Here is a 12,447-nt window from a genome sequence, read left to right on the forward strand (position 1 = left end):
AAGGTCCGCGGTTCGACTGGAAGGGCACAGCTGAAGCTGTGCCCTTCCGATTGGCGGATGATGCAAGTGCCCTTGGATCGCTACACTTAGTGGCATGGTGCGGATGACGCGCAGGGATGTGCTGGCCGGGGCTGGGGCGTTGGCGGCCTGGGGTGGGCGCGGGCTCAGCGGGCAGGCCACGGGTGTTCACTTTAACGTGGCGGAGTTCGACCGCGCTCGCATTCTTGCCGTAGCGGACGAGGGCATGGGCGGATCGCTGCTGGTGTTGGCGTCTGTTGAAGCCCCGGGGACGCGGGATCCGCAGCGGTTTTTTTGCGACGCCATGCTTGATTCGGCGGGGGACGTGAGCGGGTTTACCGGGCACGCCGATTTGCTGGGGCGCATGGCGGCGCGGGTGGCGGCGCTGGCGGCGGCGTGGCGGCTCACAGCGGATGATAAGTATCTGCAAAGGGCGCGGGCGCAGATGCGGGCGTGGTGTATCGTCCCGGAGACACGGATGTTGCCAACGCTGGAGAATGTGGCGGCGGCGCGCGCCGTGGACGCGGCGGCTGAGGGTGCGAAGAGCGACCCGGACTTGCGGTCGAATCCGCTGCGGTTCACGCTCCCACTGGCGGAGTTTGCGCGGGCGGCTTCGTTTGTGTGTGCCGCGGCGGCGACACCGGCGGAGGAGGCAGATGCGATCCGCGCCTGGGTCAACGAGCTGTTGAAGTGGTTCAACGAGTCCGAACGCGGCGTGGTAGCGCGGGAGAGCACACGGGCCGACAGCATTTTCTGGACGATGCAGGCAAGTGAGCTGGCCCGGTTCGCGCGCAACGATGCGGTGTGGCGCGAGTGCGGGCACCGCTTTCGCGACAAGCTGCTGCGGCAGCTTCACCTGGACGGGTATTTTGCGTATGCGCTGACGACGCAGCGGCCCTACGCGGAGTCCATGCTGCTGCTGGAGTGCATGGGCAGCGCGTGCGAGTCGGTGAGCACGCCGTTCGAGAGCGCGTGGGGGTTCAGCCTGGCGGATGGACGCGGCATGCGGCCCGCAGTGGCTTGGGCGTTTCCGTTTCTGCAGAGCCGGGGCAAATGGCCGTACCCGGCGGATGTGCGGCGCTTCAGCCGGCAGCCGCTGCGGGAGAATGTGCTGCTGTTTGGCGGGCGCGCGTGGAACCGGCAGGACTACGTGGATCAGTGGAAGGCAATGAAGCCGGCGGATGGGGCAGACGCGGCGATAAAGCGGGAGCATTCGGTGACGCAGCCGGCACTGTGGGCGGTGCGAGCGCCGGCGTGAGTCGCTAATCAGACTGGATGTGGGGGCTGGTGGCGCGGAAGTCCGCGATGACCTTGAGGTATTTGCGAGCGGTTTCGGAGATGGTGTGCGGCGTGCCTGCGGCGATGGCTTTGGCATCGGCCAGGTCGGCACCCACGCCGAGGGCGAAGGCGCCGGCTTCGAGAAATTCGTGCGCGGTCGATACAGACACGCCGCCCGTGGGGACGAGCTCGACCTGGGGCAGCGGGGCTTTGAGGCTCTTCAGGTATTTCGCTCCGCCCATGGCGTTTGCGGGAAAGATTTTGATCACATCCGCGCCGGCCTGCCAGGCGGTGACGACTTCAGTGGGTGTGAGGGCGCCGGGCAGGATGGCGACCGAGTAGCGGCGGCAGATCTCGATCGTGGCAGGATTGGTGGCAGGGCTGACGATGAACTGCGCCCCTTCGAGCATGCAGATGCGGGCGGTTTCCGGGTCGAGCACGGTGCCCGCGCCGACCAGGATCTGCGGTTCTTCGCGGACGAGGGTGCGGATGACCTCGAGCGCGCCGGGGACGGTCATGGTGACCTCAAGCACGTTGACGCCACCGGCCGCGATGGCGCGCGCGATGGCGAGAGCTTCCCGGGTGGAGGAGCCGCGCAGAACGGGGACGAGGCCGGTCTGCTGCATGCGCTTGAGGACGTCAGATTTCTGCATAGGGCATTTTCTCAGGCGTCGGCTAGATGTAGACGGCTCCGGGCGCGGTGAAGCGGTCATCTTCGACGTTGCCGGTGTTGCGTACGCCGGCGGGCTCGAACAGGAGGATTTCGGCTTCGTGCTCCGCGACAGGACGGTGCTCGACGCCGCGCGGAACGACAATGCACTGACCGGGGCCGATCGTGACGGAGCGGTCGCGGAAGTCCATGCGGAAGGTGCCGCGCCACCCAAAGAAGAGTTCGTCGATGCTGTCGTGGTGGTGCCACGGAAACTCGCCGAGCAACTTGACGACTTTGAACTCCTGGCCATTGAGCTCGGCGATGATGTGCGGACGCCAGTGTTCGCGGACGGTATCGATTTTTTGCTGGATGTCGATGGGGTCCTCGTGGTTCATCGCTGCACTCCTGCGCCGCTGCCGGCCATCAGGCGTTCGACTTCGTCGAGCGTGGCAAAGCTGGAATCGCCGGCGGTTGTCATGGCTAACGCGCCGTGCGCGATGCCGCACTGGAGAGCGTAGTCCACTCCCTTACCTTGCAGAAGGCCGTAGATGAGGCCCGAGGCGAAGGAATCACCGCCGCCGACACGGTCGAGTATTTCAAGGTCGTGCATCTCTCGGCCGACGTGGATGTGACCGGCGGCGTAGGCGTAGGCGCCCCAGTCATTGCGGTTTGCGGTACGCGGTTTGCGGGTGGTGGTGGCGATGATGCGGAAGTTGAGATGCGCCTGCATGACGCGCGCGGCCATGGCGGCATAGCTGTCGGGCGTGTGTGACGGAGGACCGCTGGAGTGCTCGCCAAGTTCAAGAGCAAGGTCGCCCTCGTGGCCGAAGAGCACGTCAACGTAGGGCGCTACTTCATGGTTGGCGCGGGCTGCGGCGAGGCGGCCGCCACGAGCCTTCCAGAGCGATGGACGGTAGTTGCAGTCGTAGCTGACAATGGCGCCGTGGCGTTTGGCGGCCTGCATGGCCTCGCGTGCGACCAGCGGGGTGGTGTCGCTGAGTGCGCAGAAGACGCCGCCGGTATGAAACCAGCGCGCTCCCGACTCGCTGAAGATGTGATCCCAGTCGATGTCGCCGGGCTTGAGCTGCGAAACAGCCGTGTGGCCGCGATCCATGCTGCCGAGCGCGCCGCGCACGCCAAAGCCGCGCTCGAGGAAATAAATGCCGTTGCGCGACTGCTGGCCGATGCCGTCGTACTCGCGCCACAGAACCTGAGAAATGTCGACGCCGCCTTGCAGCATCAGGTCTTCGACGAGGCGGCCCACCGGGTTGTCGACAAGCGCCGTGACGACGGCCGAGCGAAGCCCGAAGCAGCGGCGCAGACCGCGCGCGACGTTGTACTCGCCGCCGCCCTCCCAGACCCGAAAATTACGGGTGTTCGCGATGCGGCTTTCGCCGGGGTCGAAGCGCAGCAGGACTTCACCGAGCGAAACGAGGTCCCACTGGGTGTCAGCGGCGGGGTGCAGGGGCAGCACCTCCGCGTCGACCCCGGAAGCGTCGGGCATCTAGCGAAGCTCCGTGATGGGCGCGCCGTCCATGTCGTCGTAAGCCTGGTTTTCGCCGCCCATGCCCCAGCAGAAGGCGTAGCGGTTGGTACCGACACCGGCGTGGATGGACCAGCCGGGCGAGACGATGACCTGGCGGTCGGCGACGAGAAGGTGCCGCGTTTCCTGCGGCGGTCCCATCAGGTGTATGACGCGGTGCGCAGGATGGAGGTCGAAGTAAAGATAGATCTCGGACCGGCGAAAGTGTGTGTGCGGCGGCATGGTGTTCCAGTTGGAGCCGGACTCGAGCAGGGTAAAGCCCATGACCAACTGGCAGCTCTTGAGACCATCGGCGTAGATGGCCTTGTAGATGGATCGCTTGTTGCAGGTTTCGACCGCTCCCAATTGCAGTGGCTGCAGGTCTGCAAACTTGACCATGGCCGTGGGATACTGCGTGTGGGCGGGATAGCTGAGAAGGTAAAACGCGGCGGGGTTTGCTTCGGCTTCGCTGGTGAACACGACTTCCCTGCTGCCCCGGCCGGCGTAGGCGCAGTCGAGCTTGTCGCATTCAAAGGTCTTGCCGTCCACAGTGACAGTGCCCTTGCCGCCGACATTGAGGATGCCGAGCTCGCGGCGTTCGAGGAAGTACTCGGAGCGCAGGGCCGGGTTGGTGGGCAGCGTGAGCGGTCCAACGGTGGGCACGGCCGAGCCGATGACGGTGCGGTCCAGGTCGACGTAGGTGAAGCCGATCTCGCCGGGCTTGAACAGGTCCTGGAGCAGAAAGGTCTCGCGCAACTCTGCCGTGGTCATTCGCGGAAAGCGAACAGCGTCGGCCATCTGGAGCAGTTTCATCGGGTGCCTCTTACTTTGCGGCAGTTGCGGTGTCGGGTGCCTGCACCTTGATCACGTAATAAAGGAAGTACTTGCCCTCTGGCACGACGGTCTGGTGCGGCGTGTTGGGGGCGATGTGGATCACATCGCCCTTGTGCATGGGGTGTTCGGTGCCGCCAACGACGCGCTTACCGCGGATCTCGCCGGGTGTGGTTTCCTTCGCGTCCTCAATGGTGCCGCCGATGACCTCGGTCGCCTCGCCGTCGAGCACGATGAAGATGTCGTTGAAATGCTGGTGCAACTCGGCGCCGCCCGGCTTGGTGCGCGCGGTGAGCATGGTGTAGTGACCGGGGTAGCGTTCGAGCGTGACGCTAACGATGCCATCAGGACGCTTGCGCGCCTGGTCTAGAAATTCGTGGGCCTGCTGATCGATCTGGGCCTCGGTGCGTACGTCGATGGGGTTGGTGTCCATGGGCGGCGGCGTGGCCTGGGCGTACGCCGCCGTTGCCGTGAGTGCCGCGGCGATGGTGAGCGTTGCGAGAGGAAGCATGCGGTTCATGGTTGCTCCTTGTACGTAGGTGCCGCGGGCTATTGGTTGACGCCGCTGGCAAGGAATCCGCCGTCGACGACGATGGTCTCGCCAGTGACGAAGCTGGCCGCGTCACTGGCAAGATACACCGCCGCGCCGACGGTCTCTTCCGTCTGGCCGAAGCGATTCATCGGCGTGCGCATGCGCAACTCCTTGCCGCGCTCACTCTTATCGAGCAGATCGGCATTGAGCGCGGTGCGGAAGACGCCCGGCGCAACGGCGTTGACGGTCACGCCCCGGCTGCTCCACTCGACCGCAAGCGAGCGCGTGAGCGCGTTGACCGCGGCTTTGCTGCAGGCGTACGCGGTGACTTCTTTCAGCGACACATAGGAGTTCAAGGACGCGATGTTGACGATGCGCCCGTAGCCGCGGTCGAGCATGGGCCTGCCAAAGATCTGGCAGGCGCGCAGGGTGCCAGTCAGGTTCGTGTCCATGATGTCGTTCCAGGTTTCTTCGCTGACGGTAAGGGTCGGCTCGCGCTTGATCTTGCCGGCGGAGTTGATGAGAATATCGACTTGGCCGAACTGCTGGAGCGTGGCGGCGCAGAGAGCTTCGAGCGAGGCACGGTCTTTGACGTCCGAGGCGAGGCGGAGGGATTGGACGCCTTTTGCTTCGATCTTGGCGGCGGCTTCCTCGACCTGTTCCATGCGGCGCGAGCTGGCGACGACGTGCGCGCCCGCGTCAGCGAGGCCAAGTGCGATGGCAAGGCCGATACCCGAGGTGCCGCCGGTGACGACGGCGATTTTGCCGGAGAGATCGAATATGTTCTTTCCCACTTACTACTCCTTCAACTGGCGTAGGAGCGCGATGCGTTCAGGCCAGATGTTCCTGTTGCAAGATATCGTCGACGACCTCGTCAGGTGTGCGGTCGTTGCAGATTTTAAAGGCGTCCTCTGGTTCTTCGAGCGTGGCGAACTGGCTGTCCAGCAGTGTGCTGCTCATGAATTCGTGGTGGCGCGCGGCGAGGCGGCTGGAGATGAGATCGCGCGAGCCTTCGAGCAGGATGAAGCCGATGGCACCGTGGGGCATGCCGTTTTCGAGCTTGTCGCGGTAGATTGCTTTGAGCGCCGAGCAGGCCAGGACGCAACCGGTGCCCTGCTGCGCGTGATCCCGCAGCAAGCCGTTCAGGGTGGCAAGCCAGGGCCAGCGGTCTTCGTCCGTGAGCGGGTGACCGGCGTGCATCTTGGCCTTGTTCGCCTCTGGGTGGTAGTCGTCCGCGTCGAGAAACGGGATGCTGAGACGCTGGGCGAGCAGTTCGCCGATGGTGGTCTTGCCAGAGCCGCTGACGCCCATAAGAACGAAGAGATTGCCCCGTGGTGCCGGGGCGGCGGCGCTGGCGGATGATGCCGGCGTCGCGCTCATTGGAAGCGCTCCTTGTACGCCCACAGGCCCAGGCCAGGGTTGGAGACGTAGAAGATCTCTTCGCCATCAATGGCGTTCCAGCCGTCCTTGAGCGTCTCAGAATTGTACTTCTGCATCATCTGCTGCGGGTCGCCATACTGGAAGCCGGCCTTCTCGATTTCTTCGCGGGAGAGGTGGCCGGGGCAGTAGGTGATGTTGAAACGGCCCTCGCTGGAGCCGTGGATGAGGTGCGCCGCCGCGCTGAGATTGCCAGCGAGTTCCGGGTCATGCTTGACCCAGTCCAGTGTCTTCGGCGTGCCGTAGTAACCATAGCGGCGGATCAGCTTGTCGATGGTCTGGTCCTCGCCGAACTCGTGTACGGCGGGGGCAAGGACGATCAGTTCAGCATTATCCGCCAACGCCATGCGGGTGCGGTAGACGCTTTTGTTGCCCAGCCACGTGCTCTTGAACTCGTGCGGGTCCAGGTAGACGACAGCCTTCTTGATCTCGCGGTCCATCATGACGAAGTTGACCTGCAGCGCGAGCTCCGCAGCCTGGTAAAAGCAGTCGCTGTCATCTCCGATGTAGAGGCCCCGAATGGCGAGCTGGCCCGCGGCGTTCTTGCCGACCACAGTGAGCACATACACGATCGGCAGGTCCTGCGCGAAGTGGTCGCTGGCGTAGCTCAGCACGGCGCGCACGGGGTTGTCGGCGCGCCCCATGATGCGCTCCATGCCGTAGACCGCGCCGAGGAAGTGCGAGCGGTGAATGCCCATGACGCCGCCGGTGCCGACGAAGACGTTTTTGTTGTAATTGGCCATTCCGATGACCTCGTGCGGCACCACCTGGCCGATCGACAGGATGAGGTCGTGGCCGCCATCGCGGACCATCTTGTTGACCTGCGCGGGCCAGGGGTAATCGAGCTTGCCCTCGCTGACCTCATGCATGAACTCGCCGGGGACTTCGCCGAGGGTGACTACGTCGTTGCGCCAGTCGTGGACGCGGAAGAGGTCGCGCGGCGTCTTGCCGAACATGGTCGAGATTTCGTGATCGGTCATCGGCTTATGCGTGCCAAGCGCGGGCAGAATGTCGGTCAGGGCGTCGCCGTAGTGCCGCCACGTCATCTCCGTGAGCACGCCGGCCTGCGAGTGAAAGCGCGAGAAGTCCGGCGGAAGCGCCAGCACCTTCTTGCGCGGACCCAGCTTTGCGAGCGCCTCGCTCAGGTGCTGTTCCACTTCGGCGGGCGAGAGCTCCGTCGTGGGGGAGCCGATGGCAAGCAACGTGCTCACAGGCGATAGACCTTGCGCGCAAGATTTACCGTGAGGTCCTGGATCAGTTCAAACGCCTCATCCTCGTCGATGCGGTGCTCGGCGACCAGGCGGCCAAGGAAGGCGCAGTCGACGCGGCGGGCAACGTCGTGCCGAGCGGGAATGGAGAGCAAGGCGCGGGTGTCGTCGTTGAAGCCGGCGGTGTTGTAGAAGCCGGCGGTCTCGGTCACCTGCTCGCGGTAGCGCATCATGCCCTCGGGCGAATCGTGGAACCACCACGCCGGCCCGAGGCGCAGGCATGGGTAGTGGCCGGCCAACGGCGCGAGTTCGCGCGCATAGGTGGACTCGTCGAGCGTGAAGAGGATGAAGGTGAAGTTCGGCTCGTTGCCGTACTTACCGAGCAGCGGGCGCAGGTTGCGGACGTACTCAGTAGGCGCGGGAATATCGGCACCCTTGTCGCGGCCGAACTTCTCGTAAAGCCCAGTGTTGTGGTTGCGCACGGAGCCGGCATGGAGCTGCATAACGAGGCCGTCCTCGACAGACATGCCGGCCATCTCGGTCAGCATCTGCGCTTGAAAGAGCTCGCCTTCCTCGTGCGTAGCTTTCCCGCTGTAGATATTCGCGTAGAGCGCTTCGGCTTCGCTCTTTGTCAGGTCGGCGGTGCGCGCGGTCAGGTGGCCGTGGTCGGTCGCGGTGGCGCCCATCTGCTGGAAGAAGGCACGGCGTTTACGCAGGGCGTTCAGGTAACCGGTGAAGTTGCTGGTGTCCTCACCGGTGATCTCGCCGAGCTTGTCGATGTTGTCGCGGAAGTTGGCGAACTCGAAGTCGATGACGGCATCGGGGCGGAAGGTAGGCAGGACGCGTCCGTTCCAGCCGGATTCGCGAATCGCCTTGTGGTGCTCCAGTGTGTCCAGCGGCGAGTCGGTGGTGGCGAGCACTTCAAGCCTGAAGCTGTCGTAGAGAGCGCGCGGTCGCATCGCGGGGGTTTGCAGCGCTTTGTCGATTGTGTCGTAGAAGGCATCGGCATTGCCGGCGCTCAGGCGTTCCTCTAGTCCGAATAGTGAACGAAATGCGTAGTCGATCCACATGCGTGTGGGGGTGCCGCGGAACAGGTAATAGTGCCGGGCAAAGATGCGCCAGACCTCGCGCGGATCGGCGGGGTGACCGCTGATGCCGAGCGATTCAAGCGACACACCCTGCGAGTACAACATGCGAAAGATGTAGTGGTCGGGCTGAATGAAGAGTGCCGACGGGTTCGGGAAGGCCTCATTCCTGGCGAACCAGGCAGGGTCGGTGTGGCCATGCGGGCTCAGGATGGGCTGATCGCGCGCCACGGCGTACAGCTTGCGGGCGACCTCGCGGGCCGAGCCTTCCGCCGGAAACAGCCTGTCTTCGTGCAGCAGCATGGGGTCGGGTTCTCCTGGGGTTTGGAGGGCACGAAACGTTTCAGCGCCCGGGCACAGCAAGCCTATCAAATGGTGTGCCGGATTGGCTGCTTGCACTGATGCCGGCTTTACAACACTTGGGTCCCACCCGGGTGTTCCCCGCCCGGGCGGACCACGGCAGGTTCATGCACCGCTGCCGACTCGCGGACACGGGTGGCGCTTTCGGTTTAGCTTGCTGATATGCCGTTGTTGCCGCGCCTCGCCTGTTTGCTTGCCTTGTCTGCCGTGATCGTGTCGGGTGCGGCACAAGCCCAACTGACCATGGTGCCCATGCCGCGAGAGGTTCATGAGCAGCGCACGTTGTCGCTCAGCAGTGGCGTCGCAGTGCTGTGCAACGAGTGCGACGCACAAGACACCTTTGCCGCGCAGGACCTTACCGAAGAGCTGCGCGAGCGCGGCGTAAACGTGATTGCAGGCGCGCCGGTCAGCATCACCCTGCTGCGCAGTGGCTCTGGCGAGGGCCGCACCGCACTGGGTGCAACGACGCTGACACCGGAGATGCAGGCCGAAGGGTACGCAATTGTGCCGCACGGTAATGGCATCGCCGTGGTTGGTGCGACGGCGAGCGGCGTCTTTTATGGCACACAGACGGTCAAGCAGCTAATTGAGAACGCCACCCCTGCAACGCCCGCGACGGTGGTGCTGCACCTCCTGACGATTCGTGATTGGCCGGCGATGAAGTATCGCGGCCTGCATGATGATCTGTCTCGCGGCCCGGTGCCCACGCTCGACTTCCAGAAAAAGCAGGTGCGGCTGCTCAGCAGTTACAAGGTCAACGTGTACTCGCCTTATTTTGAAAACACGATGCAGTACGCAAGCGATCCGCTGGCGGCACCGCCAGGTGGTTCGATCACGCCTGCCGAGGCGCGCGAACTGGTGGCGTACGCGGCAAAGTACCACGTGATGGTCGTTCCCGAGCAGGAGGCGTTCGGCCACCTGCACTTCATGCTGAACTGGGAAAAGTACTCTGACCTGGCCGAGACGCCGCACGGCCACGTGCTGGCGCCGGGCGCGCCCGGTGTGCTGCCGTTCATTCAGCGCATGTTCGGGCAGTTGGCGCAGGACTATCCGTCGCCGCTGCTGCACCTGGGTGCGGATGAGACGTTTGAGCTTGGCAAGGGCGCCACCAAGGCCGACGTGGATGCACGTGGCCTTGGGCCGGTGTACCTGGATTTCATGCAGCGCATTGTCGCCGCGCTGAAGCCGCTGAACCGGCGGTTCATCTTCTGGGGCGACATCGCCTACAAAGAGCCTGCACTGCTGAAAGCCGCGCCCGAGGACTTCAAACGCAACACCATCGCGGTCGCCTGGGAGTACAACCCGCACCCGACGTTTTTGCCCTACGTAAAGCCCTACACCGATGCCGGCATCGAGTGCTGGGTGGCGCCGGGCGTCAATAACTGGAACCGCGTTTGGCCCGATAACAACCTGGCATTGCCGAACATTCAGGGCTTTACCGCGCAGGGCCAGGCCAGCGGATGCACCGGCCAGTTGAACACCATCTGGGATGACGATGGCGAGGCGCTGTTCAACGCGAACTGGTACGGCGTCCTCTTCGGCGCGGCAGCCGCTTGGCAGCCGGGGCAGGCATCGATTCCCCAGTTTCAGCGTTCATACGGCCGCGCGTTTCATGGCGACCCCACGGGCAAGATCGATCAGGCGGAGCAGGAGCTGACTGCCTGCCACGCCCTGTTGAAAGACGTGGTCACCAAGGGTGGCGATGCGAACGATTTCCTGTTCTGGGTGGACCCATGGACGGCGGAAGGACAGACGATCGCGGCCAAGCTGCGGCCCATCAATCGCGAGCTACGGCTGCATGCCGAACAGGCGCTGATCCTGGTCCGCGAGGCGCGCACGGCGAACCCGCTGCGCGAGCCCGACGCGCTGGATGTGATGGAACTGGCCGCGCGCCGCATCGACATGATCGGCCAGAAATTCCAGATCAGCGATGAAATCGCGACCCGGTACGCGAGTGCGTATGCACTGCAGGCAAGCAAGGTACGCACCGATCGGTCGGAGCTGCTGCGCGATGTGAACGACATTGCCCACCCCAACAGCGTGCAGGGCAAGATGGAAGATCTGCGCAGCGAGTACAGCATGATGCGCGACCTGTATGAGCAGGCGTGGTTGAAAAGCTACCGGCCGTACTACCTGCACAACATGAGCGAGCGTTACACACTCAACACAGACATGTGGATCAGCCGCGGTGACAAGGTGCGCGCCGCCCTGCGCGGCTGGCGCGAAACGAGCGTGCTTCCGCCGGCTTCGCAGCTCGGCATCCCTCAGCCTCCGCCCGCAGTTCCATCCACCGCAGCGGCGGGTGTGCGTTGAGGACGTATGGTGCAATCTCGGCGCGCCGATTGATCCTGCCGGATGGCGTCGTGGACCGGCCCTTGATTCTGCTTCGCGACGGTGTGGTCGAGCGGCTTACGACGCACGATGCGCACCACATTCCGCCGGGTACGCTCGACCTGGGTGATGCAACGCTGGCGCCTGGCTTTCTGGATATTCACGTGCATGGCGCGGGCGGGCGCGACGTGATGGAGGGTTCACAGGATGCCGTGAATACCGTGGCAGGCATGCTTGCACGCTTCGGCACGACGCGATTCCTGGCGACCACCGTGACCGCGCCGGTCGAACGCACACTGCGCGCGCTGGAGGCTCTGGCGGACAGCATAGAACGTGAGCCCGCAAGTCGAGCAGCACGACCCATCGGTATTCACCTGGAAGGTCCGTTTCTTTCGCATGCGAAGCGTGGCGTGCATCCCGCGGCTGATATACAGCTACCATCCGTTCCGCTGTTCGGGCGTTTTCAGGAGGCCGCGCGCGGGCACATTCGGCTGATGACGATCGCTCCGGAGACGGAGGGCGCATTTGAGCTGATTGCGTATGCCGCTGCCGGAGGCGTACGCATCTCCATGGGCCACTCCAACGCGACCGCTGCAGAAACGCGCGGCGGCATTGCGGCGGCACACCAGGCCGCGCGGGGGCAGGCTGTTTCGGCAACCCACACCTTCAACGCGATGCGGCCGCTCGACCATCGCGAGCCTGGCATTCTTGGCGTCACGCTGGACGATGCGGACCTGTTTGCGGAGTTGATTTGTGACGGTATCCACACCACGCCTGAAGCCGTCCGGCTGTGGTTCCGCAGCAAGGGCGAGGACCGGGCCGTGCTGGTGACGGACGGCATGGCCGCAACCGGCATGCCGGACGGCGAGTATAAACTCGGCGACCTTCCAGTAACGGTGCGCCATGGCGTGTGCATCTCCGGCGGCGTGCTTGCGGGTTCGGTGCTGACCATGCAGCACGCCGTGGCCAACCTGCAGCGGTTCACGGGCGCGTCGCTGGAAGCAGCAGTGCGCCTGGCGACGCGCAACCCGGCGGTGCTGCTGGGCCTGGCAGACGCTGAGGAGCCGCTTGCACCCGGCGCCGAAGCGAACTTCACCATCTTCGCTCCGAACGGGAGCTTCCGTGGCACCCTCGTGCGGGGCGAACACCTCTCTTTCGGCTGACACGGCACCGCTTCGCATCGCCTACACTCA

The 12,447-nt window shown here is 64.4% G+C and carries 12 protein-coding genes; 3 read left to right on the forward strand and 9 right to left on the reverse strand.

The window, feature by feature from the left end; genetic code table 11:
* Positions 1-94: 94 nt before the first annotated feature.
* Positions 95-1,276, forward strand: coding sequence for an alginate lyase family protein (locus ACOFKT_RS09955; RefSeq protein WP_419803840.1), 1,182 nt, complete (start codon positions 95-97; stop codon positions 1,274-1,276).
* 4 nt (positions 1,277-1,280) lie between these two features.
* On the opposite strand, the gene ACOFKT_RS09960 is transcribed toward ACOFKT_RS09955, so the two are convergent.
* The 9 genes from ACOFKT_RS09960 to uxaC are packed head-to-tail and all read right to left on the reverse strand — an operon-like array spanning position 1,281 to position 8,866.
* Positions 1,281-1,949 carry a bifunctional 4-hydroxy-2-oxoglutarate aldolase/2-dehydro-3-deoxy-phosphogluconate aldolase gene (locus tag ACOFKT_RS09960; protein WP_419803841.1) on the reverse strand — a complete coding sequence of 223 codons (669 nt, stop codon included), beginning with the start codon at positions 1,947-1,949 and terminating at the stop codon, positions 1,281-1,283.
* A 22-nt stretch (positions 1,950-1,971) separates the two neighbouring features.
* On the reverse strand, positions 1,972-2,343 hold the full coding sequence (locus tag ACOFKT_RS09965) for a cupin domain-containing protein (protein WP_419803842.1): 372 nt from the start codon (positions 2,341-2,343) through the stop codon (positions 1,972-1,974).
* Positions 2,340-3,452, reverse strand: coding sequence for a PfkB family carbohydrate kinase (locus tag ACOFKT_RS09970; RefSeq protein WP_419803843.1), 1,113 nt, complete (start codon positions 3,450-3,452; stop codon positions 2,340-2,342). Before ACOFKT_RS09970 ends, ACOFKT_RS09965 begins: the two co-directional genes overlap by 4 nt.
* Positions 3,453-4,283, reverse strand: coding sequence for a 5-dehydro-4-deoxy-D-glucuronate isomerase (gene kduI, locus ACOFKT_RS09975; protein WP_419803844.1), 831 nt, complete (start codon positions 4,281-4,283; stop codon positions 3,453-3,455). It lies immediately after the preceding gene.
* A gap of 10 nt (positions 4,284-4,293) precedes the next feature.
* Complete coding sequence (locus ACOFKT_RS09980) at positions 4,294-4,821, reverse strand: hypothetical protein (RefSeq protein WP_419803845.1); 528 nt, start codon at positions 4,819-4,821, stop codon at positions 4,294-4,296.
* A 29-nt stretch (positions 4,822-4,850) separates the two neighbouring features.
* Complete coding sequence (locus ACOFKT_RS09985; protein ID WP_419803846.1) at positions 4,851-5,627, reverse strand: SDR family NAD(P)-dependent oxidoreductase; 777 nt, start codon at positions 5,625-5,627, stop codon at positions 4,851-4,853.
* A 37-nt stretch (positions 5,628-5,664) separates the two neighbouring features.
* Entirely contained in the window at positions 5,665-6,213 is a 549-nt protein-coding gene (locus ACOFKT_RS09990; RefSeq protein WP_419803847.1) for a gluconokinase, read from the reverse strand.
* A complete protein-coding gene (locus tag ACOFKT_RS09995) occupies positions 6,210-7,481 on the reverse strand; it encodes a lactate racemase domain-containing protein (RefSeq protein ID WP_419803848.1) in 1,272 nt (423 codons plus the stop codon). The genes ACOFKT_RS09990 and ACOFKT_RS09995 overlap by 4 nt, the downstream gene beginning before the upstream one ends.
* Complete coding sequence (uxaC, locus tag ACOFKT_RS10000; protein WP_419803849.1) at positions 7,478-8,866, reverse strand: glucuronate isomerase; 1,389 nt, start codon at positions 8,864-8,866, stop codon at positions 7,478-7,480. Before uxaC ends, ACOFKT_RS09995 begins: the two co-directional genes overlap by 4 nt.
* 219 nt (positions 8,867-9,085) lie before the next feature.
* On the opposite strand from uxaC, the gene ACOFKT_RS10005 reads away from it, so the two are divergent.
* On the forward strand, positions 9,086-11,236 hold the full coding sequence (locus tag ACOFKT_RS10005; protein ID WP_419803850.1) for a glycoside hydrolase family 20 zincin-like fold domain-containing protein: 2,151 nt from the start codon (positions 9,086-9,088) through the stop codon (positions 11,234-11,236).
* A 50-nt stretch (positions 11,237-11,286) separates the two neighbouring features.
* Complete coding sequence (gene nagA, locus ACOFKT_RS10010; protein WP_419803851.1) at positions 11,287-12,417, forward strand: N-acetylglucosamine-6-phosphate deacetylase; 1,131 nt, start codon at positions 11,287-11,289, stop codon at positions 12,415-12,417.
* The last annotated feature ends 30 nt before the right edge of the window (positions 12,418-12,447 follow it).

Origin of the sequence: Terriglobus sp. (assembly GCF_965201105.1) — a bacterium.
In the GTDB taxonomy this organism is placed as follows: domain Bacteria; phylum Acidobacteriota; class Terriglobia; order Terriglobales; family Acidobacteriaceae; genus Terriglobus.

Excerpts from the sequence above, each read along its gene's own strand:
- ACOFKT_RS09970 (WP_419803843.1), bottom strand. The coding sequence starts at position 3,452 with ATGCCCGACGCTTCCGGGGTCGACGCGGAGGTGCTGCCCCTGCACCCC.
- kduI (WP_419803844.1), bottom strand. The coding sequence starts at position 4,283 with ATGAAACTGCTCCAGATGGCCGACGCTGTTCGCTTTCCGCGAATGACC.
- ACOFKT_RS09990 (WP_419803847.1), bottom strand. The coding sequence starts at position 6,213 with ATGAGCGCGACGCCGGCATCATCCGCCAGCGCCGCCGCCCCGGCACCA.
- ACOFKT_RS10005 (WP_419803850.1), top strand. The coding sequence starts at position 9,086 with ATGCCGTTGTTGCCGCGCCTCGCCTGTTTGCTTGCCTTGTCTGCCGTG.
- ACOFKT_RS09955 (WP_419803840.1), top strand. The coding sequence starts at position 95 with ATGGTGCGGATGACGCGCAGGGATGTGCTGGCCGGGGCTGGGGCGTTG.
- ACOFKT_RS09960 (WP_419803841.1), bottom strand. The coding sequence starts at position 1,949 with ATGCAGAAATCTGACGTCCTCAAGCGCATGCAGCAGACCGGCCTCGTC.
- ACOFKT_RS09980 (WP_419803845.1), bottom strand. The coding sequence starts at position 4,821 with ATGAACCGCATGCTTCCTCTCGCAACGCTCACCATCGCCGCGGCACTC.
- ACOFKT_RS09965 (WP_419803842.1), bottom strand. The coding sequence starts at position 2,343 with ATGAACCACGAGGACCCCATCGACATCCAGCAAAAAATCGATACCGTC.
- uxaC (WP_419803849.1), bottom strand. The coding sequence starts at position 8,866 with ATGCTGCTGCACGAAGACAGGCTGTTTCCGGCGGAAGGCTCGGCCCGC.